General features: G+C 68.8%; 18 protein-coding genes, 1 tRNA gene and 1 pseudogene. 9 read left to right on the top strand and 11 right to left on the bottom strand.

Annotation, left to right across the window (positions count from 1 at the left end; genetic code table 11):
• Positions 1-135: 135 nt before the first annotated feature.
• The 3 genes from QFZ71_RS11735 to QFZ71_RS11725 all read right to left on the bottom strand — a co-directional run bounded on the left by QFZ71_RS11735 (position 136) and on the right by QFZ71_RS11725 (position 3,812).
• Positions 136-474 carry an FmdB family zinc ribbon protein gene (locus tag QFZ71_RS11735; RefSeq protein WP_307668190.1) on the bottom strand — a complete coding sequence of 113 codons (339 nt, stop codon included), beginning with the start codon at positions 472-474 and terminating at the stop codon, positions 136-138.
• A gap of 66 nt (positions 475-540) precedes the next feature.
• Positions 541-1,821 (bottom strand): MFS transporter, encoded by a 1,281-nt coding sequence (locus QFZ71_RS11730; RefSeq protein WP_307668189.1) that lies wholly within the window; start codon positions 1,819-1,821, stop codon positions 541-543.
• Between the two features lie 335 nt (positions 1,822-2,156).
• Entirely contained in the window at positions 2,157-3,812 is a 1,656-nt protein-coding gene (locus tag QFZ71_RS11725; protein WP_307671419.1) for a potassium/proton antiporter, read from the bottom strand.
• 217 nt (positions 3,813-4,029) lie between these two features.
• On the opposite strand from QFZ71_RS11725, the gene QFZ71_RS11720 reads away from it, so the two are divergent.
• Positions 4,030-6,774 (top strand): penicillin acylase family protein, encoded by a 2,745-nt coding sequence (locus tag QFZ71_RS11720; RefSeq protein WP_307668188.1) that lies wholly within the window; start codon positions 4,030-4,032, stop codon positions 6,772-6,774.
• Positions 6,775-6,837: 63 nt separating this feature from the next.
• Here the strand turns inward: QFZ71_RS11720 and QFZ71_RS11715 are convergent, their stop codons facing one another.
• On the bottom strand, positions 6,838-7,452 hold the full coding sequence (locus QFZ71_RS11715; protein WP_307668187.1) for a 5-formyltetrahydrofolate cyclo-ligase: 615 nt from the start codon (positions 7,450-7,452) through the stop codon (positions 6,838-6,840).
• A 93-nt stretch (positions 7,453-7,545) separates the two neighbouring features.
• Between QFZ71_RS11715 and galU the strand changes: the two genes are divergently transcribed.
• The 7 genes from galU to QFZ71_RS11680 all read left to right on the top strand — a co-directional run bounded on the left by galU (position 7,546) and on the right by QFZ71_RS11680 (position 13,086).
• On the top strand, positions 7,546-8,448 hold the full coding sequence (galU, locus tag QFZ71_RS11710) for a UTP--glucose-1-phosphate uridylyltransferase GalU (protein ID WP_307668186.1): 903 nt from the start codon (positions 7,546-7,548) through the stop codon (positions 8,446-8,448).
• 4 nt (positions 8,449-8,452) lie between these two features.
• The gene (gene glp / locus QFZ71_RS11705) at positions 8,453-9,763 is read left to right on the top strand and encodes a gephyrin-like molybdotransferase Glp (protein ID WP_307668185.1); all 1,311 of its coding nucleotides are present in this window, start codon (positions 8,453-8,455) and stop codon (positions 9,761-9,763) included.
• Positions 9,764-9,862: 99 nt separating this feature from the next.
• Positions 9,863-10,363 (top strand): cyclic pyranopterin monophosphate synthase MoaC, encoded by a 501-nt coding sequence (moaC, locus tag QFZ71_RS11700; protein ID WP_307668184.1) that lies wholly within the window; start codon positions 9,863-9,865, stop codon positions 10,361-10,363.
• Entirely contained in the window at positions 10,360-10,902 is a 543-nt protein-coding gene (locus QFZ71_RS11695) for a molybdenum cofactor biosynthesis protein B (protein WP_307668183.1), read from the top strand. Before moaC ends, QFZ71_RS11695 begins: the two co-directional genes overlap by 4 nt.
• A 17-nt stretch (positions 10,903-10,919) precedes the next feature.
• Entirely contained in the window at positions 10,920-11,549 is a 630-nt protein-coding gene (locus QFZ71_RS11690; protein WP_307671418.1) for a GNAT family N-acetyltransferase, read from the top strand.
• A gap of 157 nt (positions 11,550-11,706) precedes the next feature.
• A complete protein-coding gene (gene glpR, locus QFZ71_RS11685) occupies positions 11,707-12,918 on the top strand; it encodes a gephyrin-like molybdotransferase receptor GlpR (RefSeq protein WP_307668182.1) in 1,212 nt (403 codons plus the stop codon).
• A 94-nt stretch (positions 12,919-13,012) separates the two neighbouring features.
• Positions 13,013-13,086, top strand: a tRNA-Ala gene (locus QFZ71_RS11680).
• A gap of 253 nt (positions 13,087-13,339) precedes the next feature.
• On the opposite strand, the gene QFZ71_RS11675 is transcribed toward QFZ71_RS11680, so the two are convergent.
• Together QFZ71_RS11675 and QFZ71_RS11670 are read right to left on the bottom strand one after the other, a co-directional pair.
• Complete coding sequence (locus QFZ71_RS11675; RefSeq protein WP_307668181.1) at positions 13,340-15,094, bottom strand: hypothetical protein; 1,755 nt, start codon at positions 15,092-15,094, stop codon at positions 13,340-13,342.
• Positions 15,091-16,002, bottom strand: coding sequence for a hypothetical protein (locus tag QFZ71_RS11670; RefSeq protein ID WP_307668180.1), 912 nt, complete (start codon positions 16,000-16,002; stop codon positions 15,091-15,093). The genes QFZ71_RS11675 and QFZ71_RS11670 overlap by 4 nt, the downstream gene beginning before the upstream one ends.
• A 51-nt stretch (positions 16,003-16,053) precedes the next feature.
• On the opposite strand from QFZ71_RS11670, the gene QFZ71_RS11665 reads away from it, so the two are divergent.
• Positions 16,054-16,416, top strand: a complete 363-nt coding sequence (locus QFZ71_RS11665; protein ID WP_229823724.1) for a helix-turn-helix transcriptional regulator — start codon at positions 16,054-16,056, stop codon at positions 16,414-16,416.
• Positions 16,417-16,628: 212 nt separating this feature from the next.
• On the opposite strand, the gene QFZ71_RS11660 is transcribed toward QFZ71_RS11665, so the two are convergent.
• The 5 genes and pseudogenes from QFZ71_RS11660 to QFZ71_RS11635 all read right to left on the bottom strand — a co-directional run bounded on the left by QFZ71_RS11660 (position 16,629) and on the right by QFZ71_RS11635 (position 24,489).
• On the bottom strand, positions 16,629-17,207 hold the full coding sequence (locus QFZ71_RS11660) for a hypothetical protein (RefSeq protein WP_189431689.1): 579 nt from the start codon (positions 17,205-17,207) through the stop codon (positions 16,629-16,631).
• A gap of 577 nt (positions 17,208-17,784) precedes the next feature.
• Positions 17,785-18,515: pseudogene (locus QFZ71_RS11650) on the bottom strand (transposase family protein).
• Positions 18,516-18,854: 339 nt separating this feature from the next.
• Positions 18,855-19,691, bottom strand: coding sequence for a phosphoadenosine phosphosulfate reductase family protein (locus tag QFZ71_RS11645; protein WP_031082430.1), 837 nt, complete (start codon positions 19,689-19,691; stop codon positions 18,855-18,857).
• Positions 19,688-23,368, bottom strand: a complete 3,681-nt coding sequence (locus QFZ71_RS11640; RefSeq protein ID WP_307668179.1) for an ATP-binding protein — start codon at positions 23,366-23,368, stop codon at positions 19,688-19,690. Before QFZ71_RS11640 ends, QFZ71_RS11645 begins: the two co-directional genes overlap by 4 nt.
• A complete protein-coding gene (locus QFZ71_RS11635) occupies positions 23,365-24,489 on the bottom strand; it encodes a DUF4007 family protein (RefSeq protein WP_307668178.1) in 1,125 nt (374 codons plus the stop codon). The genes QFZ71_RS11640 and QFZ71_RS11635 overlap by 4 nt, the downstream gene beginning before the upstream one ends.
• Positions 24,490-24,519: the final 30 nt, after the last annotated feature.

Raw genomic sequence — 24,519 nt, 5'->3', positions numbered from 1 at the left:
ACGGAGGGCCCCGCCCGACGGCCGCCCGCGTGAAGCCCCGTACAGGTGTCGCTTCTCGGACGCCCGCCCGACGCCGGGACCCCGCCGAGAGAACTCGGCGGGGTCCAGGGAAAAGCGGGTGGGGCGTACGCGGGCTCAGGCGGCCGACGTACTGCTCGACGAGGCCGGCGCGGAGGCCGACGACGAGGAGGAGGCGGACGACGACGCGCTCGCCTTCGTGTCCGAACCCGACGACGAGGACGACGTGGAGTCGGACGACTTCGAGGACGTCGACGCCGGCGTGCTGCTCGACGAGGAGCCACGGCTGTCGTTCCGGTAGAAACCGGATCCCTTGAAGACGATGCCGACCGCGGAGAACACCTTCTTCAGGCGTCCGTCGCAGCTCGGGCACACGGTCAGGGCGTCATCGGTGAACTTCTGCACCGCCTCGAGGCCCTCGCCGCACTCGGTGCACTGGTACTGATAGGTCGGCACTTGCTCCTCCTGGCACTCTCACTCAATGAGTGCTAACGACACTCCATACTGACGTATTCCGCCGGATCAGTCCACCGTGACCGGCTCGCGGTGACCGATCCCACGCGCTACGGTGCGCCCCGAGGCCGGGGGAGTCAGCCGCGAACGCAGGGCCAGCAGGGTCACCAGGGCCAGTGCGGTTCCGGCCAGCGGCACCAGGAAACCGGTGCTCGCGCCATGGGCGTCGGCGAGCTGTCCCGCCGCGGTCACGGCCGCCGCCTGGCCGAGCGCCACCGCGCCCGTCAGCCAGGTGAACGCCTCGGTACGGGCGGTGGCGGGCACCAGCGCCTCGACCAGGGTGTAGCCGCTGATCAGCGCCGGGGCGATGCAGAGGCCGACCAGCAGGCCGAGCCCGGCCAGCAGCGGCACCGAGTGCACGGCCCACAGCCCGGACGCGGTCAGGGTCAGCGCCACGTATCCGACGATCAGCCGGCGGCGCGGGCTGCTCTTCCAGGCGATGGCGCCGCAGGCGATGCCGGCCAGCATGTTGCCCGCCGCGAAGATCCCGTAGAGCACTCCGTTCACTCCGGGATGGCCGATCTCCTCGGAGAACGCGGTCAGCGAGACCTGCATCCCGCCGAAGACCGCACCGATACCCAGGAAGGCGACGATCAGAACCCGGACGCCGGGCACGGAGAGCGCCGAGGCGTGCGGTTCGGCCGCGGTGGCCGCGGGGCGGGGAGCCGGCTGGGTGGCGCGCTGCGCGGCGAAGAGCAGGCCGCCGATCAAGGTCAGGGCGGCCTCGGTGGCCAGTCCGGCCGCCGGATGCACTCCGGTGCACAGCGCGGTGGCGATCACCGGGCCGAGGACGAAGGTGAACTCGTCCGTCACCGACTCGAACGCGGCCGCGGTGGACATCAGCGGGGAAGCGGGCCGGTCGGGGGTGGCCCCCAGCATCGCCGCCCACCGGGCCCGCACCATGGGGCCGATCTGCGGGATCGACGCACCGGTCGGCACGGCGGCGGCGAACAGCGCCCACAGGGGTGCGTCCGCCAGCGCCAGAACGGTCAGGACGCTCACGGAGACGGTGTGGAGCAGGACCCCCGGCAGCAGGACGGCACGCTGGCCGAAGCGGTCGGCGAGCTTGCCGCTCTGCGGGGCGAACAGCGCCATGGAGACGCCGGAGACGGCCGCGACGGCGCCCGCGCTGCCGTACGAGCCGGTCGTGTGCTGCACGAGGAGGACGATGCCGATGGTGAGCATCGCGAAGGGCTGCCGTGCGGCGAAGCCCGGAAGGAGGAAGGTCCACGCACCGGGGGTGCGCAGCAGTTGCCCGTATCCGGGGCGGTCGGAGACCGTGGTCGCCACGGTCCTTGCCTTTCTGCCGCCTGGTAGCCCTGCTTCCCGGCGCCCTCGTGGGGCGGGCCGGACGGAAGCGGCCGAGAGCTGTCCTCTTCGCGCGGAACTGCGGTAGATGCCGGGGGCCCCGCTGCCATCGGCGAGAGAGACGCCGGGCGAAGGGACACCACGACCGCCATACGGTCGCGCCAGCTCTGCTTCAGACAGAGTTGGTCGATCAGGTTTGCCTTCATGGTACAGGCGAGAAGCCCTGTGTGCCTGCGATTGCGCACAGAGCTTCTCTGTCGTCCTGTGATCTATGACGCGTTCGCCGCGTATCGCCTGTGGTGTCGCCTTGTGGGGACTCAGGAGCGCGTCTTGGTACCGCTCCCGCTCCCGCTTCCGTTGGCGCCCGTGCGCGCCCGTGAGTCGGCCCCGGCTCCGCCGAGCTTCTTCGCCAGCTTCATCGCCTGCGGGATGGCGGAGCCGCCCTGGGACCCCGCCGCGCCGGGCGGGCCGGACGAGGGGGACCCGCCGGTGCCCAGCCAGCCGGCCAGCTTGCCGCCCTCGGCGACCGCCCGCAGCCGTTCCTCCGTCCGGTCGCGTACCGGATCGGTGGCCACCACCAGCAGCTCGTCCCCGCGCCGCAGGACCGTCGCCGGGGACGGCACGAAGCTCTGGTTCTCCCGGACCACCAGCGTGACCGCCGCGCCGGCCGGGAGGCGGAGTTCCCCGACCTCGACGCCGTGCATCTTCGACTTCGCGGGGACTTCGACCGACAGGAGGTGCCCGCGCAGCCGCTCCAGCGGGGCCGACTCGATGCCGAGGTCGTCCGCTTCGGCCGGGTCCTCCGCGATGTTCAGCTTGCTCGCGACCCAGGGGAGCGTCGGGCCCTGGACCAGGGTGTAGACGATGACCAGGACGAAGACGATGTTGAAGATCCTCGTACTGCCCTCCACCCCGGACACCATCGGAATGGTCGCCAGGACGATGGGGACCGCCCCGCGCAGTCCGGCCCAGGACATGAGGGCCTTCTCGCGGGCCGGCATCCGGAACGGCGCGAGGCTCAGGAAGACCGACAGCGGCCGCGCCACCATGGTCAGCACCAGGCCCACGACGACGGCCGGCCAGAAGTCGTCGACCAGGTCGTGCGGGGTGACCAGCAGGCCGAGCAGCACGAACATGCCGATCTGGGCCAGCCAGCCGAGCCCGTCGGCGAAACCGCGGGTGGCGGGCCAGTGGGGCAGCTTGGAGTTGCCGAGGATCATCGCCGCCAGGTAGACGGCGAGGAACCCGCTGCCGTGGGCCATGGCGCCCGCCGCGTACGCCGAGACGGCGATGGCCATCACGGCGATCGGATAGAGGCCGGAGGCGGGCAGGGCCACGTGCCGCAGTCCGAGGGACCCGAGCCAGCCGACCGCGATGCCGACGGCGGCGCCGATGGCCAGCTCCAGGGCGATCTCCGCGACCAGGACGTACCAGTGCTCGACCGGGCCGACGGCGGAGAACGCGACGACCAGGATGACGACGGGAGCGTCGTTGAAGCCGGACTCGGCCTCCAGGACCCCGGTGATCCGGGGTGGCAGAGGCACCCGGCGCAGCACGGAGAAGACGGCCGCGGCGTCGGTCGAGGAGACGACCGCACCGATGATGAGGGCCTGGCGCCAGTCCAGGCCGACGAGGTAGTGCGCCGCGGCGGCGGTGATGCCCACGCTGATGCCGACGCCGACGGTCGAGACGACGGCGGCCGCCGGCAGGACCGGTCTGACCTCTTTCCACTTCGCTCCGAGCCCGCCCTCGGCCAGGATGACGACCAGGGCGGCGTAGCCGATCACCTGCGTCAGCTCGGCGTTGTCGAACTTGACGTCGAAGATGCCGTCCTGCCCCAGGGCGATCCCGATGCCGAGGTACAGGAGCAGGCTGGGGAGCCCGCTGCGCGAGGAGATCCGTACCGCCGCCACGGCGACGAGCAGGACGAGCGAGCAGACGAGCAGGAGTTCGTTGAGCGCGTGGACAGTCAGGGGCCGTTCCTTCCCTGCGTGCGCCTGCCGGATCGTCCTCCGGCAGCCAGTTACTTCGTTACCTTACCTAATCGTTAACGATTCCTTGACGGGTTCGAGTGTTCGTGCGAGGAAGACGCAAATGGATGCATCTCCATACCGCGTCCGAGTGGCTTCGCCGCTGCGCCTATGGTTGCTCCTGCACTCCCAGGACCACCCTGCCCCTCGAAGGACAGCGATGCCCGCCAACACAACCGCCTCTTCCGGCCCTTCCGACGCGAAGAAGCCCGGCAGGAAGAAGGGGCGACGCGCCCGCCTGCTCGTGTTCGTCCTGGTGCTGGCGCTCGTCGCGGGTGTCGGGTACGGGGCCTACTGGTCCGTGTCCACCGCGCGGGCCTCGTACCCGCAGACCACCGGATCGGTGACGCTCGACGGCCTTTCCGGCGAGGTCGAGGTCAAACGCGACGCGTACGGGATTCCGCAGATCTACGCGGACACCGACGCCGACCTCTTCCGCGCCCAGGGCTTCGTCCAGGCACAGGACCGCTTCTGGGAGATGGATGTCCGGCGGCACATGACGTCCGGCCGGCTCTCCGAGATGTTCGGCTCCGGCCAGGTCGAGACCGACGCGTTCCTGCGCACGCTCGGCTGGCGGCAGGTGGCGCAGAAGGAGTACGACGAGGTCCTGGACGAGGGCACCAAGAAGAACCTCCAGTCGTACGCGGAGGGCGTCAACGCCTACCTGAAGGGCAAGGAAGGCCGGGACATCTCGGTCGAGTACGCGGCGCTGGGGCTGACCAACGACTACAAGCCCGGCAAGTGGACCCCGGTCGACTCGGTGGCCTGGCTCAAGGCGATGGCCTGGGACCTGCGCGGCAACATGCAGGACGAGATCGACCGTTCGCTGCTGACCAGCCGCCTCGACAAGGGCCAGATCGAGGACCTGTATCCGGGATACCCGTACAAGCAGCACAAGCCGATCGTCGAGAACGGCGCGGTCTCCCCGGCCACCGAGAAGTTCGACCCCGAGGCGGAGCCGTCGGACACCGTCGGCTCCGCGACGCCCGAGGGGGCCGCCGGGGGACTGACCACCCAGCTCTCCGCCCTCTCGGACACCCTCGACGAGATCCCGGCGCTGCTCGGGCCGAACGGCAACGGCATCGGCTCGAACTCCTGGGTCGTCCACGGCAAGCACACGACGTCCGGCAAGGCGCTGCTCGCCAACGACCCGCACCTCGCGCCGATGCTGCCCTCCCTCTGGTACCAGATGGGCCTGCACTGCCGTGAGGTGTCCGAGAGCTGCCAGTACGACACGGCCGGCTACACGTTCTCCGGGATGCCCGGTGTGATCATCGGTCACAACCAGGACATCTCCTGGGGTCTGACCAATCTGGGCGCCGACGTCACCGACCTCTTCCTCGAAAAGGTCTCCGACGACGGCTACCTGTACGACGGGAAGACCAAGTCCTTCGAGACCCGCGAGGAGACCATCAAGGTCGCCGGCGGCAAGGACCGGACGATCACGGTCCGCAGGACGAACAACGGGCCCCTGGTCTCCGACCGCAGCAAGGAACTGGACAAGGTCGGCCAGAAGGCGCCCGTCAGCAACGCCGCCCCCGACCGGGCCGACGGCTACGCGGTGGCGCTGAAGTGGACCGCGCTGGAGCCCGGCAGGTCGATGGACGCCGTCTTCGAGCTCAACCGGGCCAAGGACTTCACCACCTTCCGGGCGGCCGCCGAGAAGTTCGAGGTTCCCTCGCAGAACCTCATCTACGCCGACACCGAGGGCAACATCGGCTACCAGGCCCCCGGCAAGATCCCGGTCCGCTCCGAGGGGTACGACGGAACGGCGCCGGCGCCGGGCTGGGACCCGAGGTACGCGTGGAAGGGCTACATCCCCTTCGACGAGCTGCCCTACGAGTACAACCCGGACCGCGGCTTCATCGTCACCGCCAACCAGGCCGTCATCGACGAGAAGAAGTACCCCTACCTCCTGACCAAGGACTGGGGTTACGGCGCCCGCAGCCAGCGGATCAACGACCTGCTGACCCAGAAGATCAAGGGCGGCGAGATGGTCTCGACCGATGACATGCAGAAGATGCAGATGGACGACTTCAGCGAGATCGCCGCGCTGCTGGTGCCCGAGCTGAAGAAGATCAACATCTCGGACCCGAGCGTCCGCGAGGCGCAGAAGCTGCTGGAGGGCTGGGACTACGCCCAGGCGTCCGACTCGGCCGCCGCCGCCTACTTCAACGGCGTCTGGCGCAACATCCTCAAGCTCGCCTTCGGCAACAAGTTGCCCAAGGAGATGCGCGTCAAGGGCGACTGCATCAGCGTTCCGCCAGCCAAGAACAGCGGCCCGGCCGACCAGCAGAAGAAGCTCGTCCGCGAGTGCGGCCAGCGCGACGGCGACACCGCGCAGCCGGACGGCGGCGACCGCTGGTTCCAGGTGGTCCGCGAGATCAAGGACGACCCGGACAACGCGTGGTGGAAGGCGCCCGCCCGAGGCCGGGAGGACGCCCTGGAGAACCGGGACGACCTGTTCGCCCGCGCCATGGAGGACGCCCGCTGGGAGCTGACCTCCAAGCTCGGCAAGAACATCGACACCTGGAGCTGGGGCCGGCTGCACCGGCTGACGCTGACGAACCAGACCCTCGGCACCGAGGGGCCCGGCCTGCTCCAGCGAGCGCTCAACCGCGGCCCCTGGAACCTCGGCGGCGGCGAGGCGGCGGTCAACGCCACCGGCTGGAACGCGGCGAGCGGCTACGAGGTCGTCTGGGTGCCGTCGATGCGGATGGTCGTCAACGTGGGCGACTGGGACAAGTCCCGCTGGATCAACCTCAGCGGAGCCTCCGGGCACGCGTTCCACACCCACTACACCGACCAGACCGACAAGTGGGTGAACGGCGAACTGCTCGACTGGTCCTTCGGGAAGCAAGCGGTGGACGCCGCCACGGTCGACACGCTGACGCTGAAACCTTAGGGGCCGGGGGCCGCCGCCGGGCGAGGCCCACGACGGTCGGGAAGCTGACGACGGTCGGGAAGCTCACGAGGCGAAGCGGCGCGCTCCGGACGGGGTGACCACGGCGTCCACGGGGTGGTCGTGCGGTTCCGAGGGGACCCGCGCGACCACCTCGTTCCCGTACAGCAGCACCACGAGCGGCGGGTGCGCCCCGGCGGCCGTCAGCCGGGACAGCACCCGGTCGTAGCTGCCGCCGCCGCGTCCCAGCCGCATCCCGGTCCCGTCCACCGCCAGGCCCGGCAGCAGCACGGCGTCGGCCTCCAGGACGGCGGCGGGGCCGAGGCGCGGCCCGTCCGGTTCGAGGAGCCCGCGCCCGGCGCGCACCAGGTGCTCCCGGCCCTCGTACACGGCCCAGTCCAGGTCGTTGTCGGCGAGCAGGACCGGCAGCAGTACGCGCACCCCACGGCCGCGCAGGGCTTCCAGGAGGTGGCGGGTGCCCGGTTCGCGGCCCACGGAGACGTACGCGGCGACCGTGCGGGCCTCGGCCAGTTCGGGCAGGCGCAGCGCCGACCCGGCGAGAACCGCGGCGGTCCGGTCGACGTCCTCCTCCGTCAGGAGGGCCCGCACGGCGAGCAGTTCGCGCCGGAGTGAGCTCTTCGCGGAGGTCTCGGGGGCGGAACCGGACTTGTCGGTGTTCATGTGTGACTCACGCGACTCTCTTATGGGCATATGTGAGGATAAAGTTAACCGGAATATCAGCCTTCGGTCGTGTGCAGCCGCTAAGGTCTGTCCATGACTCAGTCGCACCCCAGGATCAGCAAGGCCGTCATTCCGGCAGCGGGTCTCGGCACCCGGTTCCTGCCCGCCACGAAGGCCACTCCCAAGGAGATGCTGCCTGTCGTCGACAAGCCGGCCATCCAGTATGTCGTCGAGGAGGCCGTGGCAGCGGGCCTGTCCGACGTGCTGATGATCACCGGCCGCAACAAGCGCCCGCTCGAGGACCACTTCGACCGCAACTACGAGCTGGAGTCCGCGCTCACCCGCAAGGGCGACGCCGAACGCCTCGCCAAGGTCCAGGAGTCCAGCGACCTGGCCACCATGCACTACGTCCGCCAGGGCGACCCCCGCGGCCTCGGGCACGCCGTGCTGTGCGCCGCCCCGCACGTGGGAGACCAGCCCTTCGCGGTGCTCCTCGGCGACGACCTGATCGACCCGCGCGACCCGCTGCTGGCCCGGATGGTCGAGATCCAGGAGCGTGAAGGCGGCAGCGTCATCGCGCTGATGGAGGTCGAGCCCTCCCAGATCCACCTGTACGGCTGCGCGGCGGCGGACGCCACCGTCGACGGCGACGTCGTCCGCGTGACCGATCTGGTCGAGAAGCCGGACCCGGCCGACGCCCCCAGCAACCTCGCCATCATCGGCCGGTACGTCCTGGACCCCGCGGTCTTCGACATACTGCGACACACCGAGCCGGGCCGCGGCGGCGAGATCCAGCTCACCGACGCGCTCCAGCTGCTCGCCGCGGACGAGACGATCGGCGGTCCGGTGCACGGCGTCGTCTTCAAGGGCCGCCGCTACGACACCGGCGACCGGGGCGACTATCTGCGTGCCATTGTCAGACTGGCGTGCGAACGTGAAGACCTGGGGCCGGACTTCCGGACCTGGCTGCGCAAGTACGTCGCTGAGGAGTTGTGACCCTGTGAGCAGCACGATCTGGTCGGTGGACGAGCATCTGGACGACATTCTCGCCGCCGTGCGTCCGCTGGAGCCCATCGAGCTGCAGCTGCCCGACGCCCAGGGCTGTGTGCTCGTCAAGGACGTCGTCGTCGAGGTGGCCCTGCCGCCCTTCGACAACAGCTCCATGGACGGGTACGCGGTCCGGGTCGCCGATGTCGAGGGCGCGAGCGAGAAGTTCCCCGCCGTCCTCACCGTCATCGGTGACGTCGCAGCGGGCAGCGCGGGGCTCGCCGACGACCAGGTCGTGGGGCCGGGGCAGGCCGCCCGCATCATGACGGGCGCCCCGCTGCCCGCCGGCGCCGAGGCCGTGGTCCCGGTCGAGTGGACCGACGGCGGTACGGGCGAGGGCGCGGCCGACACCATGCGCGCCCACAGCGATGCGCCCGAGGGCGCCACGGGAGAGGTCCGGGTGCACCGGCCCGTCACGGCGGGCGCCCATGTGCGCGAGGCCGGCGGCGACGTCAAGCCCGGTGAACTGGCCCTGGCCGCCGGGTCGGTCGTCGGCCCGGCCCAGATCGGACTGCTCGCGGCGATCGGCTGCTCCACCGTGGTCGTCCGGCCCCGCCCCCGCGTGGTCGTCCTCTCCACCGGCAGCGAACTGGTCCAGCCCGGCGAGAAGCTGACCGCCGGCCAGATCTACGACTCCAACAGCTTCGCCCTGACCGCCGCCGCGCGGGCCGCCGGGGCCATCGCCTACCGGGTCGGCGCGGTGACCGACGACGCCGAGACGCTGCGCGCCACCATCGAGGACCAGTTGATCCGCGCGGACCTCGTCGTCACCACGGGCGGCGTCAGCGTCGGCGCGTACGACGTCGTCAAGGAGGCGCTGTCGTCCGTGGGCGACGAGGACGAGCCGGGCAGCGGCGTCGAGTTCCGCAAGCTCGCCATGCAGCCGGGCAAGCCGCAGGGCTTCGGTTCGATCGGCCCGGACCACACCCCGCTGCTGGCCCTGCCGGGCAACCCGGTCTCGGCGTACGTCTCCTTCGAACTGTTCGTCCGCCCCGCCATCCGCGCCCTGATGGGCCTGGACGACGTGCACCGCCCCACGGTCCGCGCCCGGCTGGACACGGGCCAGGCGCTCACCTCGCCGGAGGGCCGCCGCCAGTTCCTGCGCGGCCGGTACGACGCGGAGGAGGGCACGGTGACGCCGGTCGGCGGCGCCGGCTCGCATCTCATCGCCGCGCTCGCGCAGGCGGACGCGCTGATCGTGGTGGACGAGGACGTCACCTCGGTCGAGCCCGGCACGGAGACGGACGTGATCCTGCTCCGCTGACCGCCGGCCCGTGACGGTACGGTATCTGCCGCCGTGCCTTCCGGAGGACCCCCTCCGGTCCCGAGGCCCACCGGCGCCCCTACCGCTAGGCGGAGTGAGTTGAGTACGCAGAACAGGCTGACGCACATCGACGAGGCGGGCGCGGCCCGCATGGTCGACGTATCGGCGAAGGACGTCACCACCCGCGTCGCCCGCGCGTCGGGCCGGGTGCTCGTCGCGCCGCGCGTGATCGAGCTGCTGCGCGGCGAGGGGGTCCCCAAGGGCGACGCCCTCGCCACCGCCCGGATCGCCGGGATCATGGGGGCCAAGCGCACCCCGGACCTGATCCCGCTCTGCCACCCGCTGGCCGTCTCCGGCGTGAAGGTCGACCTGGCCGTGGCCGACGACGCGGTGGAGATCACGGCCACCGTGAAGACGACGGACCGCACGGGCGTCGAGATGGAGGCGCTGACCGCGGTGTCGGTGGCGGCCCTCACGGTCGTCGACATGGTCAAGGCGGTCGACAAGGGCGCGGTCATCACCGACGTACGGGTCGAGGCGAAGTCGGGCGGCACGTCCGGCGACTACCGGCGCACCGCGCCGGAGGGAACCGACGCGTGACCCCGCCCGAGCACGAGACCCCCGGCCCCGGGCGGCACGCGCCGGAGGCGTACCGCGCGCTCGTCGTCACCGCCTCCAACCGCGCCGCCGCCGGGGTGTACGCGGACCAGGGCGGCCCGCTCATCGCCGAAGCCCTCACCGGCCTCGGTTTCACGGTCGACGGACCCCGGGTCGTCCCGGACGGCGACCCGGTAGAGGCGGCCCTGCGCGCGGGCGTCACGGCCGGGTACGACGTGATCGTCACCACCGGCGGTACGGGCATCTCGCCCACCGACGCCACACCCGAGGCCACCCGGCGCGTCCTCGACCACGAGGTCCCCGGCATCCCGGAGGCGATCCGGGCCGAGGGCCGGGCCAAGGTGCCGACCGCCGCCCTCTCGCGGGGCCTGGCAGGGGTCGCCTCCCGCACCCTCATCGTCAACCTGCCCGGTTCCACGGGCGGGGTGAAGGACGGGCTCGCGGTCCTGGGCCGGCTCCTGGTGCACGCCGTCGACCAGCTCCGCGGCGGCGACCACCCCCGACCGGGGAGCCCGAACTGAACATCGTGACCTGGCCCGTGACGCTGACGGACGGCGAGATCGTCCTGCGCCCGATAAGGATGCGCGACCAGCGGGAGTGGCGCGAGGTCAACCGGCGCAACCGGGACTGGCTGCGCCCCTGGGAGGCCACCATCCCGCCGCCCGCCCCCGGCGGCCCGGTCGCGCAGCGTCCCACGTACCGGCAGATGGTCCGCCATCTGCGCGCCGAGGCGCACGCGGGGCGGATGCTGCCGTTCGCCATCGAGTACGAGGGCCGGCTGGTCGGCCAGCTCACGGTGGCGGGCATCACCTGGGGCTCGATGTGCTCCGGCCACGTCGGCTACTGGATCGACCGGGGTGTCGCCGGACGCGGGGTCATGCCGACGGCCGTGGCCCTCGCTGTGGACCACTGCTTCCGCACCGTGGGTCTGCACCGCATCGAGGTCTGCATCCGGCCGGAGAACGCGCCGAGCCGCCGGGTGGTGGAGAAGCTCGGATTCCGTTCGGAGGGTGTGCGCCCGCGCTACCTCCACATCGACGGGGCCTGGCGGGACCACCTGATCTTCGCTCTCACCGCCGAGGAGGTGCCCGAGGGGATGCTCCGGCGCTGGCGCCGATCACGCCCGGAGCCACCACGCGACCCCGGACCGACCGAGGAAATAAGATAAGTGTTCGAATTTGATCGATGGCCGGCCGTAAAGGGTCGGGCAATCGGCAGTTGTTGAATCGCACCATCGCAAAAAAAGTCCGTGATATCAGCCGGTTCGTGCGACACACCGGGCCAATTGGCGGATCCTTGCGTGCAAACCCCTCTACGGTGTGAGCGTGAGCAGCAGCGGCCTCATCTACGCAGTCATCGTCGGGGCCTGGGCCGCCTACTTGGTGCCGATGTGGCTCCGCAGGCAGGACGAGCTGAACGAAGCCCGTCCGACAGAGCGCTTCAGCACCGCCATCCGGCTGCTGTCCGGACGGGCGGCGATGGAGCGCCGGTACGCCAAGGAGCTGCGGGAGCGCACCGCCGAGGAGGCGGCGCCCGACATCGACCCGGACCGGGAAACGGACCGTATGGAATCCGTGGACGTCCGGGCCTTCGCCGCGCCTCCGGCGCATACGGAAGCCAGACTGGGCGATCCGGCGAGCGCGCCCGAGCGCGCCCAGGGGGACCAGGCGTCCGACCGCTCGGCGCACGACCGCAGGGCGGGGCAGCCGTCGCCGGACCGCCCGGCGCACGAGCGCCGGTCCGGCGACGGCTGCCCCGCCGATCAGGTGCCCCCCGCCCGGCGACGCCCGCACTCCGAGGCGGCCGCCGCCGAACGGGCCCGGCGCGCCCAGCGCACCCAGGTCCTGGCCCGGCGGCGGCGCACCACCGTCGTCCTCTTCCTGGCCTTCACCCTCGGCGCGATCGTCGCGGCGGTCGGCGGCCTCGGCTTCCTGTGGGCGCCCGCCGTGCCGGCCGTGCTGCTGAGCACGTACATCGTGCACCTGCGCGCCCAGGAACGGCGGCGGTTCGCCTTCACCATGGACCGCCGCCGGGCCGAGGACGCGGCGCAGCGGCTGCGCGAGAACCGCCCGCGCAGGCACCAGCCCGCCGCCCCCGACGCGGCCGAGCCCGACGACGACTCCGAAACCCACCACGCGGAGCCGGAGCCCACGCCCACGGTCTCCCCCCAGGAAGCCGGCCGCCGTGCCCTCGTCGAGCAGACGGACCACGCGGAGTGGGTGGATCAGCAGCGCGAGCGCGGCCGCGTCCAGGGAGACAGCTGGGAGCCCGTTCCCGTACCGCTGCCGACCTATGTCACCGCGCCCGTCGCCCCGCGCGCCACGGGGGGCGTGGAGGTCGGGGACCCGGAGACCTGGAGCGCGGCACGCTCCAGCACCGCCGAGCCGCAGACGGGCACTTCGCATCCGACGGCCCCCGCGGTCGACCCGGCGCCGCGCCAGCGCACCAACCAGTCCCGCCGCAACCGCGACCGGGGCCGCACGCCGCTCTTCGACCAGTACGACGACGAGGACCGGCCGCGCGCGGCCAACGAGTGACCCGTGTGGGGCCGGGAAACCCGACACCGCTGACCAGCGGAGGAACGGATTTCCAAGCACCCCCTGGAGGGTGCTAGAGTTTCACACGTCGCAAGGGCCTGTGGCGCAGTCTGGTAGCGCACCTCGTTCGCATCGAGGGGGTCTGGGGTTCAAATCCCCACAGGTCCACAACGGGCCGTTCACGAGTTAGCTCGTGAAGGGTTCACGAGATCCCGTCCAGTTACTTCAACTGGGCGGGATTTCGTGGTTCTCAGGCTTGGTACGACGCGGATGCCGCTCGGGGAAGCCCGGTCCGGCGCCGTGGGCACGGTGAGCGGAGCTGGCTGTGGTGGTGCGGGCATGGCGAAGCGGCCGCAGGACTCGGGTGGTCCTGCGGCGCGCTGACAGCTGTGTGGTTGCGCCTGCTCCGACGAAGCCGCTTCTACGATTCGGGCGGCGGGACGGAGTTGTCTCCTCCCGCTTCCTCGACAGGGTCCTCGTACGGGTCCGGGGTCTCGGGAATGTGGCCGAGGGTGTAGTTCTCTTCTTTCCACAGGCGCTGGTCGCGCAGGAAGGACTCGATGGTCCTCAGGTTCTCGACCATGAGCTGAATGGCGCTGAGCAGCGTCTGGGCGACGCGGCCCCGGCTCTGCCGCTTTTCGCGGGAGTCCAGAAAGGTGTCGACGTTCTTGGCGCGGCCGTTGAGTCCTTCGATGTGGCTGCGGTAGGCACGCTGCCAGGCCTCTCGACCCCAGGGCAGGTCCTGGCGGAGCTTGGGCATGATGTCGACCGGCATGGTGATCGTGGACTGCTGGCAGATGGCCGGACGCTGGTGGGCGGGGCGTTCCGGTGGGCGCACGGTCGGTTTCGCATCCGGATGGGCCTGTCTGGCGCGGCGGTTGGTCAGATCGATCGTGTGGGGCCGGCCTCGGACGGGGCGGCGTGCTGTGTGGCCTCGGCGCCGGTGGGCGCCGGAGGCGTCGCGTTCCTGGGCCCAGGGGCAGGTGACGCGGGGGCTGGTGCCGGCGGCGGGGCACTGGCGGCGTTCCAGACCGCGGTGGTCGGCGGCCTGTTTCAGCGGGAGGACGTAGGAGTCTGCCTCCAGCATCTCGGGCAGGAGTTCCTCGCGGGTCTTGCTCTGCTTGGCGGCGGCCATGCGGTGATAGGTTTCGATGATCCGTTGGGGGGTGTGGGGACAGAGGAGGTCGCCCGCGATGGCGAGGGTGCCTTCGACGGCGTTCTTGTCCTTGCGGACCATGGTGGTCTTGTAGTCGAGAACGGGTTTGTAGCCGACCGCACGTACGGGGTCGTGAAAGTTTTCGACCTTGGCGCCGGAGTAGGCGAGGTCCCCGGCCAGGTACCCCTGGATGGGCCACAGACGCTTGACGATCTGGAGCAGGCGTACGGCCTGGGGGCCGATCTGCTTGCCGGGTGTGTGCACGGACATGCCCATGCACAGCTGGGGATAGCGGCCGGCGCGGGACGCATCGGCATGTCCGGCGACCAGCAGCGTGGCGCTGTAGCCGAAGGTCTTGTGGCCGCCGCCGGAAACGTGCACGCCCGCACTCACTTCGAGCGAGGCGCGGCGCTTCGTGCTGTGGCGGGCCCAGGTGGGAAGGGCGGTGGCGTCCACCGACAGGTCGCCGGCCCAGTCGTCCATCAGCCCGCGGGCAACCGCGGTGCGTACGGGTGTGAGCACCAACTTGTTGGCGATCCGCGACAGGGCCGGCGTCGAGTCGTGGTGTGTTCGGTGCAGCCAGGCGCGCCGATAGGTGACGGCCTGATTGCGTGGCATGCGGGTCCGGCGGTCGTAGCGGGCCGGGTCAAGCACCGTCGTGATGCGCGACCAGGCATCGTAGAAGCGCTTGGCCGACGCACGCGTCGCCTCGACGTCCGTACGGTCGACTTCCGTCAGCCCGAAGTACTTGAGCCAGGGCTTGCGCAGGCGGAACTGCACGCACTCCCAGGCGTCGTCCACGTTGGTGCTACGCAACTCCCGTGCCGCCAGCACCATACCGACCAGTACGGTCTCCGACCGGAGGCCGCGAGGGCCGGGGCGGCGGGCCTCCAGCACCGTGAGTTCGTCCAGGACTCCGCTGGCCCGGACGAGATCGACGACCTGCCGCACGAGGCGGTCGTTCAGCTGGGAAGGGTGCGGTGAGGGGGCGGGCCGGTGCTGCCCGCTGCGGGCCCTCATGCCCAGCTGCGCAGCATACGTACGGCGGCGTCGTGCGAGATCGCCGGTACCCAGGCCATGTAGGGGGCGAGCGCGGCGGTCGTCTTCATTCCTGCCGCGCGGGCCACCAGGTCGGCCGGGACACGGTCTCGCAACAGCGGCACGATCCACGTGGCGCGCAGGCGCCGGGTGTCCAGGGCTGGGACCTTCGGATCGCCGGGCTTGGTGCGTTTGACCCAGTTGCTGATGGCGTTCTTTGGGTAAAGGACTTGGCGGTCGGGCGCGTACAGGTAGTTGTCCCCGGCGGTCTGGGCGAGGTTGGCGAGGGTCTTCTCCCACAGCGAGCGGCACACGATGAGCCGGTCGGTCTCCGGGACGTGGACGACGACGGCGTCGCTGGGCAAAACGTGGATGTCGGTGCCGCGCACGGTGAGCATCTCCTTGGGCGGCAGGCCGCAGCCGGCGCCGAGCGCCAGCAGTGCCTTGCCATTGCCCTGGCCGGTGGGGGTCGGCGGAAGGTTGTTGGACCAGACGTCCAGACGGGTCAGGTCGCTGGTGCCGTAGGGCTCGGCGCGGGAGCGGTCACCACTCAGGTGAGGACGGGGCGCTTCGCCGCGCTCGACCCAGATGAGGGTCTCCCGGACGCGGGCCAGGATCGAGGCGTAGGTCTGCGTGCTGTTTGGGGCGATGTCTGTATTCAGCAGGAGCGAGCGGGTGATGGTGCCTTGTTCCAGCCAGACAGCCGGATCGCGTGCCAGTCCTGCGCGCTCGGCGCTGACGGCAAGGGTCGCCATGACGCCCAGCACCGTGGTGAGCCGGTAGGGAACGTGGTCGGCGACGGTGGCGACGACCATACGCACCCCGTCGGCCACCGCCTCCCACTCGGGAGGAGCGTCCTTGGGGCGGTACCGCAGGATTGCCTGACTCATCTCGGTCTCCAGCGCGATGCACCACGAATACCGGCTGAACAAATAGCCGCTTTGTTCGACATAGTGCACATCAACCTGGAGGAGCGCATCTCGATGCCCGGTGGCACCCAGCGCAGTACGACGCCGAGGGACCTTGCCGAGGACCCGGACGCGTGGCCCCACGCGATCATGACCGGTCACCCTCAAGCTCGGGTCGTCCAGGCGCTCGCGCGCGCCCTCGGGGAGAGGCTGAAGGAGCGAGGGCTGAGCCTGCGGCAGGCCGCCACCCTTACCGGGGTCAACCGGCAGGCGATCGTCAATCTGCTCAACGGGATCAGCTGGCCCGACGTGGTCACCGTGAGCCTGCTGGAGGACGGTCTCGACGTCGCATTGTGGCCGGGGGCTGCGAGCCCTGCCTCGGAGAAATGCGGATGAGTTCGGTGGATAAACCGGCACGAAAGCCTACTTTCCAAGCCATCGGTGAGCGGAATGGCATACAGAACTAGGCCACGCGCCTCCCAGCGGACGTGCCGTCGACTAGGCTGGGATGCACGTGAACCATGATCAGGGGCACGTATCGGTGCCGCCGGATTGCCCTCCGGCGGCACCACCCCTCTCACACAACTGATCAGAGGCGCATATCTAGGTCAGGCAGCCTCAGCTTTCTGCGCTGTCGGTAGGTCCCGGGCCACGGCGTAGGTGGCGGCGGCGACCTTCTCCACACGCCCCTTGCCGACCAGCCGGTTGAGCGCGGTGCGCACGTCTTCGCTGGGGCGTTTGGAGTTCCCGAGCTTCTCCGTGCGCCCCCTGGCCCGCAGAATGACGATGGCTTCGACCACCTCATCGACATGCATGGCGCGATCGGAGGTGGCGAGAATCGTCATGACGAAGTCCTGCAGGCTGTTGGACTCGTCGTCCTGGAGCTCGTCCAGAGAAGCCGTGGCAGAACTCTGCGGCGGCATGGGCGGCTCTTCCTCTGAGCTCTCCGGCGCGTCCGCCCCGGGTGCAGGAATGCGGTCCTCGACGAACTGGTACATCGTCTCCGCCTGCTCCAAGCCTTGTTCCTCGCCCGCGAGCCGGTCCTGAAGTTCGCTGACGCGGTTGAGGGCCTGGGAGAGCTCGTCGCGCAGTGCCGCACAGTCAGCACGCCGTTCGTCCCGGTCCTGGCGGATCAGAGCCAGTGCGTCAAGGAGCAGGTCGGAGCGCCTACTCGCTCCGTGCGCCATGTGGCCTCCCGTGTCTGACGTTGCCTACAGGCACACCCTACGGGTCTGACAAGCAGAGCGTAATGTAGTCTTCCAATCTTGTGGGTTGTGAGGGTCCGTTGGCGGGGGTGTGCTCTCGTGCGGCTTGCAGACCAAGACAGCTGAACCTACTTCGGTGCAGCAGGCGCATCATCAGGCTCTGTCCATGTATCGCCAGTTGGCGTATAGGGCGCTGCTTGAAGTCATCGATGCGGCATGGCCCACCGGGACTGCTGGCGCGGACTGCGTACTGGCTACGGTGCAGACGCCCGTCGAGGCGCTGCGCGAGCGCTATGAAAGAGCCCAGCAATCGCTTTCCGGCAGGAGGAGTCACGACGCAGCGAGTTCACCGACGACCTGCTGTACGGACGTGGCGACTTGGGACTCTGGTGGAGCGGGCAGAGCAGTTCGGGCTGAAGCTTTCCCACACAGTCGCCGTCGCCGAAGGCCCGCCCCCTACACCGAGGGCGAAGTCGTGCCCCGCCTCGTGGAGCGGGCCGTGAACGTGCGCTTCGGCGATCGCAACACCATGCTCACCATCAAGGAGCCTTCTCCAACCTCACGCTGATGCGTGGTGAAGGGCGAGGACTGCCTTCACCAGGGTCGGTGATGCGCTCGGTGCTGCAGTGGAGCTTCTGCAGGAGCCGCCAACCTTTGAAGGTGGCCATGGCCTGCTCGCCGAGGCAGGAGATCTGGGCGTGGGTGCTGTTGTGCCTGCGCGGCCACCGCTTGAGGCGACGGCCTCAGGAGGGCACCTGGATGGAACCGCTGGCGCTCTGATAAGCCTTGCCGGCCCAGCACTTCAGTCCGGCCTCGGCGAGTGCGGCGACGATGTCGTGGGTACGGGCGGCGGTCAGGTCGCGAGTGGGGCCGGGGAGCGCGGGTGAAGCCCACAGCAGCCGTCCACATAGGTCGGTGAGGACTTGGACGTCATGCCGTGCGCTTGTGCTTGCCGGGAGTGGTACGGGGTGTCGGCGGCGATTCGGTCGAGGATGACGAAGACCAGCTGGCGTGCGGTCCGCATCGCCTAGGCCAGGCTTGGAGCGAGTGAGGCCAGGGCCTTTATCGCTTCGCTGACGTAACGGTAGACGGTCCCGATCCCGATGCCGAATGCAGCGGCTGGCTGAGCGTGGGGGTCGCCGCGGCGCAGGTGAGCCAGGACCACAAGCGCCTGCCTGTTCGGCGTGATGCGGCGCGGGTGCCGATCATGCGGCGATGAGCGGCCAGGCACCGGGCAAGGTGACGAAGGTGCGCGCTGGACAGATCGATCGCCGATGGGTAAACAAGCACGCGAAGCTCCCCGCGACATGGGTGATCTTGGTCGTGAACCCTGCTAGGAGCTTCGTCATTCACCTCACGCAGCGTGCCCCAACCTGCCAGCCACGCCCGAAGGTTGGAAAAGGCTCAGTATCCTGCCCGCCCCCACACCAGGCCCATGACCTACGAGCTTCATGATGTACAGGTCTCAATCGACCGACCGTCAACGAGCGTTTCAGAGAGGGGGATTTGTGGTGCGTAAGTGGTGGGTTACAGTCTGGCATCCAGGGCCGACGCTCCGTCGGAAGACGCGAAGACCCGCCTGCCCTGTGCTTGTGAGCACAGGGCAGGCGGGTTCGGGTGGGAGTCGGATCAGAGGTGGCAGACCGCGCAAGCCGCCGAGTCGTCATCCTCGTCGAGCGCATCGGAGAGGATCTCCAACAGCGGCCGGTTCGGCTTCACACGCTTGGCTGCGCGCTCAAGGGCAGCCTCGTGCTTGGCCTCGATCTCGTCGCGGCGTTCTATCAGTTCACCCAAGGACTCGCCCTGAGACCAGGTGTACTTGCGACCCTGCATGGCCGTGTCCTGGTGCTTGAGCTTGTCTTCGTAGGCGACGGCCTTCTCGTATAGCTCTGGGTGTCGGTCCTTGAGGCCCACCCACTCGTGCTTCCGCTGGAAGAAGCAGAAGTAGCAGCCGGAGCGGGTACGCCACTCGTAGTAGCCAGGCAGGCCAATGCCGGCCTCTTCGAGGATGCGGTCGACGCCCGCGCGGTCGATCCCGTCTTCACGGAAGGGGAAGACCGCCGTGATGTTTGGCTTGGTGCTGACGTAGCCCAGCCGATTCTCGTCGGCACGGATTGCGACGTATGAGATGGCTTCGTCGTCGCCGATCCACTCTTCGAGCGGCCGGATCTTCAGGTTCTTCGTGCACCAGCGCATCTGAGGGCTGGGCAGCGTCCCCTGGTAGACCTCCAGCCAGTGATCGAAGTCGCGGGAGGAGTTGAGCCGCTCAATGGGCTTGCCGAGCGCGCCTTCGAGGCGATTCAGGTACTCGTAGGTCTCGGGCAGCTCGGCCCCGGTGTCGCAGAAGAAGTACTCCATCTCCGGCACCCGGTCGCGCATGTAGATCGCGAGGGATGAGGAGTCCTTACCCCCTGAGATCCCGAGTACGTGGCGCTTCTTGCTGCTCGTGCCGTCGGCGTCTGTCACGGCTGCTCCTTCCTTTCGGATGTGGCGCTGTCCTGCTGAGACAGGCGCTCGGCCAGCGCGGCGAGGAGGATGCGTGCGCCGTCCGGGCCCAGTGCTTCCTCAGCTTGCCTGATGACACTGACAACGAGCTTGTCCGCGGCATTCCGCGACTTCTTGGGTACGTGGATGAGCGTGCGCTCTTCAGCACCCTGGGGGGTGGTGAGTGTCAGGAGGTGAGTGTCGATCTGCCGCGGCTTCGGCTTGGCCCGCTTTGTGGCTGCGGAGCGAACCGTGACAGGTGAATCCTTGGCCTCGGCCTCCTCTAGGTCCTCGACTTCCTCGGCCTCCGTGACACTGTAGAGGTGGCTGACCCGGTCGAGGGCGCGAGCCCTGTCCTGTACGACACGAGGGAAACGATCCATATCGCGGTCGGTCCAGTCCCCGAGGGCCTGGTTGACCAGCTGGACCACGACCGTGCCGAGCCAGTCGTCATCGGGGAGCATCTCGTTCGTTACGCGGGACACGAAGCCGTGAAGGCTGACCTCAAGAGACGCGTCCGCGAAGCCCTGGAGTCGCTCGGCGAGACCTGCACGGAGTTCCGTGATGCTGGTGGCAGGAAGCCTGAACTCCTTGGCCAGAGTGTCCACCACGTACCGCTGGAGGCTCTCACTCGCGCCGGTGAGCTCGTTGAGCGCGGAGGTGAGCCGCTCGATGAACGACTCGGCCGCTTCCGCGTCCTTCTTGGTTCCAGGAGTGATCTCCTCGAAACCAAGCGCTTCCGGCAGCTCCTTGAAGACAAGATTGTCCGGGTCGGTAGCCCTGGACAGAACGTCGCGGACTGCGAGGGTGTCCTCACTGAGCCGCTGAGTCTTGCGGGAGTACTGATCCAGGACCAGGATGCGGTCCAGCATCCCGCGGGTGACGGCCAGCAGCGCCGGGTTGCGGTTTGCACGACTGCGAGGAATGTCGACGTCGAGCGACTTCACCAGGCCATCGAGCACGAGCCTGCGCTGTCCCCGGTCCACGGGGGTCGACTTCACGGTAAAGCGTTCCGGGTAGGGAACGTTGAGGCGCTCCACGATGGCGGCGGTGAGGCGAGGGCAGTAGTTGCCCTCCTCGAACAGCGCTACGTCGTTGCCCCGCAGGATGAGCCCTGCGACCACCAGGATCGGGACCACACCGGCCTTCACGCCGTACGGCGCAGCCATGAGACGCTCGTAGATGTCGACGATGGGGGTCGGCTCGGTGGCCTCGCTCAGGGCCTCCTCGAGAGCTTCCCAGACGGGCATGACGCTGGAGTTCTTCTCAGCGTTGGGGCGAGCCATGCCATGGGTGTGGAGGGTGCCGCCCGAGCTCGCGCTGCCGCTGACCTCGCCAGTGGCGCGGTGCAGACCGAGGTGCTCGACGACTCCGTCGTAAAGGGCACGCTCCGCGGGGAACTTGTCCTCGGGCCAGCCGAGCCGTGCCAGGCCGGTCTTCTCGATCATCGCCGTGAGGACCTCACGCCGCGTGCGAGCCGCGTTGCTGGTGAGCTGGTGGCGGCCCACCATTTCGTTCCTGACATGCGGGGTCTGGTGGTAGACCACGTTGCACGCCTCAGAGACGAGCCCTGCGTAACTGCGGGCACTGAGCTCCTGGGCGGGATCCCCGTCGGTGTCCTCACCGCTGGCCCAGAGGTACCAGCTCGACTCGTCGCTGCCAGGGCGGAACGCCTCCGCGAGCAACGCCGTGATCTTCTGGGAGAACTCCCCGGCTCGTTCTTTGATCTCTCGCCGGGCGACATGGTCGAGTTCCTCGTCGCCCATGAGGTCCTGAAGAGCTACGAGAGTGGTACCCGCGGCCAGCACCGCCTGCGGATTCCGGGTGAGCCCAACCACGACAGGAAGGGGAGAGTCCACTTGCGGGCTGTTCTTCAGTTCACCGAGGTGGAAGACCAACATGCCGTCTGCTGCGTCCTGCACGATCTTCGGGCCGCGCAGCTTCTCGGTCTTGTGGCTAACAGCGGTCACGAAGTGGCGCTGCATGCCGGTGAGCTGGCTGTGGGCGCCGGCAGCGACCGCGTTCGGGAGAACGTTGCTGCCGAGGTGCTTGTTGAAATAGCGGACGACGTCATCAGGCTGGAGCTGCGAGGCGATCTCGCTGACCCGGGCGTCGATATCGACATCGGTGCCCTGCCAGATCCGGTACTCGTCGCTGTACTCGCGGTGGACGACGAGCCCGTCCTTCACCAGCTTGTCCAGCCGCTTCTTCAGCTGCTCGAAGCGGTTGACGTCGGTAGCGTCGATCGGGTCGTTCAGCGCGAACTGAATCATCGCTGGCGTCGCCCGCAGCATGCCGTCCGCGTCGATGAGGTTCAGGACGCCGATGGCCTTGAGGAGCGACTGGTCTTCTTCCGGGAGGCCGTTAGCCTCTTCGAGCCGGGTGTTGATCTCCAGCCAGCGGCTCGCCTTGGAAGAGGCGAGAATCGTGGTCCGCCCGGCAGAGAAGAAGAAGTCGTACAGCTGCGGAATGCGCAGCGTTGAGGCTCGTTCCGGAGAGCTGGCCGCAAACGTGTCCAAGCTGCGCCGCACGGTGAACGGTTCGTCGTTGACGAGGAAACCGCTGAGGCTGCGGTCGTTCTGGCCGATCTGAGATGCCATGAGCGGCGCGGCAACTGCAGTGAGCGGGTGCAGCGGGTACAGGTTGGCGAATGACTCTACGGAGACATCGACCACCGAGTGCAGCGACTGGTGACGCCAGATTCCGTGGGCGGCCTGAGCCTGCGCCTTGATCAACTTGTGGCTCTGCTCCGGCAAGGCGGAGTGGTCCAACTTCCGCTGAAGAAGGTAGAGCGCGTCACCGAGGTTCGGGGCGAAGGTGACGTCCTCGAAACGGCCCTGGATCTTGGCCCATTCCTGGGTCTGGACCGAGTTCGACCGAGAGGTGTAGTCACTGAACGCCAGGTGCTGCAGGGTGAAGATGTAGAGCGGGAGGCCCTTTGCTCCGGCACCCTTCTCCGCGAGGAGTTGGAGCAGGAAGACGTCGCTGTCGGCGTTCTTCCTGTTCGCCTCGACGGACACCAGGTGTTCCAGCGTCTTGCCGAACTCATCGATGATCAGTAGAAGCGGTGCCCTGCCGCACAGCGTGGTGACGGCATTCAGCAGGCTGTCCGTAGTCGGGACGTCCGTCTCAGCGCAGGCAGCCATGACGGACGCGATGTCCTTCGGAACACGCTTCTTCCACTTACGTTCCACCGCAGTCTGGAGTGCCCGGTGGACGGTAACCGCCAGCGGCTCACGACGAGCCGTGGTGACTGCGCCCAGGAAGCCGTCGCCAGGGTGGGTATCCCGGTTCTCGGCGATCTCCTGCGCAAGTGCTGGGTGCGTTGCCGAAACGGCCTCGTGAGCAGCGGCTCTGCGGTTCGTGTCGTGACCGAGCAGAGCGTCGATCAAGTTGGAGAGCGTCGACTTGCCGGACCCGTACGGTCCGGTGAAGGACCATGCGCGGGAGCGCTTGAGGTCGCCCAGAGCGTTGCCCACGCGGTCGAGAACGTCGAACGCGCGTACACCGACGTACGGGGAATGCAGGTCCGCGTCGTATACGTCGCGTTCGAGGTTGGTGGAGCGGAACTCCGTGCCAACGAAGCTGATCCCGGCGGGGATCTGGGCACCAGTGTGCTTCGCCCTGGTGCGAGCAGAAGGCTGGGTGGCCGTGGTCACGCGAGCTCCTCGTTCTTGTCAGCCTGCAGGGGGAACAGCTCCTGGGCGGTCTCAGCGTCATCCGTGGCCTTCTTCAGGCCCGGCTTCTCCCGCATCCACTCCTCAGGGGTCGGGAAGCCGTCGCGGTCACGTACGCGGCCGTACTGCTCGTCGAGAATGTCCCAGGCGAGAGTCTCGGGATTGTCCGCGAAACGCAGACTCCGCTGTCCGAGAGACTCGACGATCTCCAGCTGCGGGTGCTTCTCGACGAGCGCTTCGATCGACCGCGCGAGCTCAGGGTCACGCATTCGGAAGGCGAGCCCGGGTGCTCCAGGCTCGTTGGCGAGCCGGGCCAATGAGATGGAAGCCGGCCTGCGCGAGAAGCGCGCGGCATAGTCAAGGCAGGCGTACAAGAGGACGCGAGGCGGGAGGCTGGGGCGGATGCCGCTGGTGAAGCGGTAGGTGCGCTCCTTACCGCGCCCTCCCTGGTACTCCAGCAGGCCGAGCTCGCGGAAGGGGCAGAGGAGCGAGTCCTCGAAGCTGCCCGGGGACAGGGGGTTCGCGTCGGGGTCGGGTGCGTACATCTTGATGAAGCACTCGGCATCGCGGGTGACGGACTCAGCCGCCGGCCACTGCTCACGCTCGAAGCTTTCGTGCACCTCGCGCGTAATGAGTGCGGTCATCTCATCGATCGTGACGCGGGCCAGCGGAGCGAGGTGGAACATCGTGTACCAGCTCGGGGCAAGGCAGGGAGCTTCCTCGCTGCCCGAGACGAGCCACCAGTGCAGCAGCCACAGGCTGCCGGTGTCCTCAAGGTAGGGATCGGCCCCGTCCTCGTCCAGGAGCCACCGGGCACGCCAGGTCGGTGCGGCTGCGAGGGAACGTGACTGGTTCTCGGCACTGCGGTATTCATGGGTCAGCTTGAAAGCCTGCGACCAGTAACGCATCGAATAGACCATGTTCTTACCCACACCGAGACGCACAAGAGCGTCTGGAGCATGGAAGAGCATCTCGTCCTGCTTGACCTGAAGGTATGCCTTGTGCAGCCAGCCGAAGCGCGGGGGGAAGCTTTCGTGGCGGTTGAATTTGAGTCCGACGACGTCGTAGAGGCGGCCTTCTGGCATTACAGTCGAGCCCTTCATTGCGAAGTGTGGATAAGAAGTTTTGGAAAG

Origin of the sequence: Streptomyces sp. V2I9, from assembly GCF_030817475.1 — a bacterium.
Classification (GTDB): Bacteria; Actinomycetota; Actinomycetes; order Streptomycetales; family Streptomycetaceae; genus Streptomyces.
This window is presented reverse-complemented; position numbering and strand designations above follow the sequence as displayed.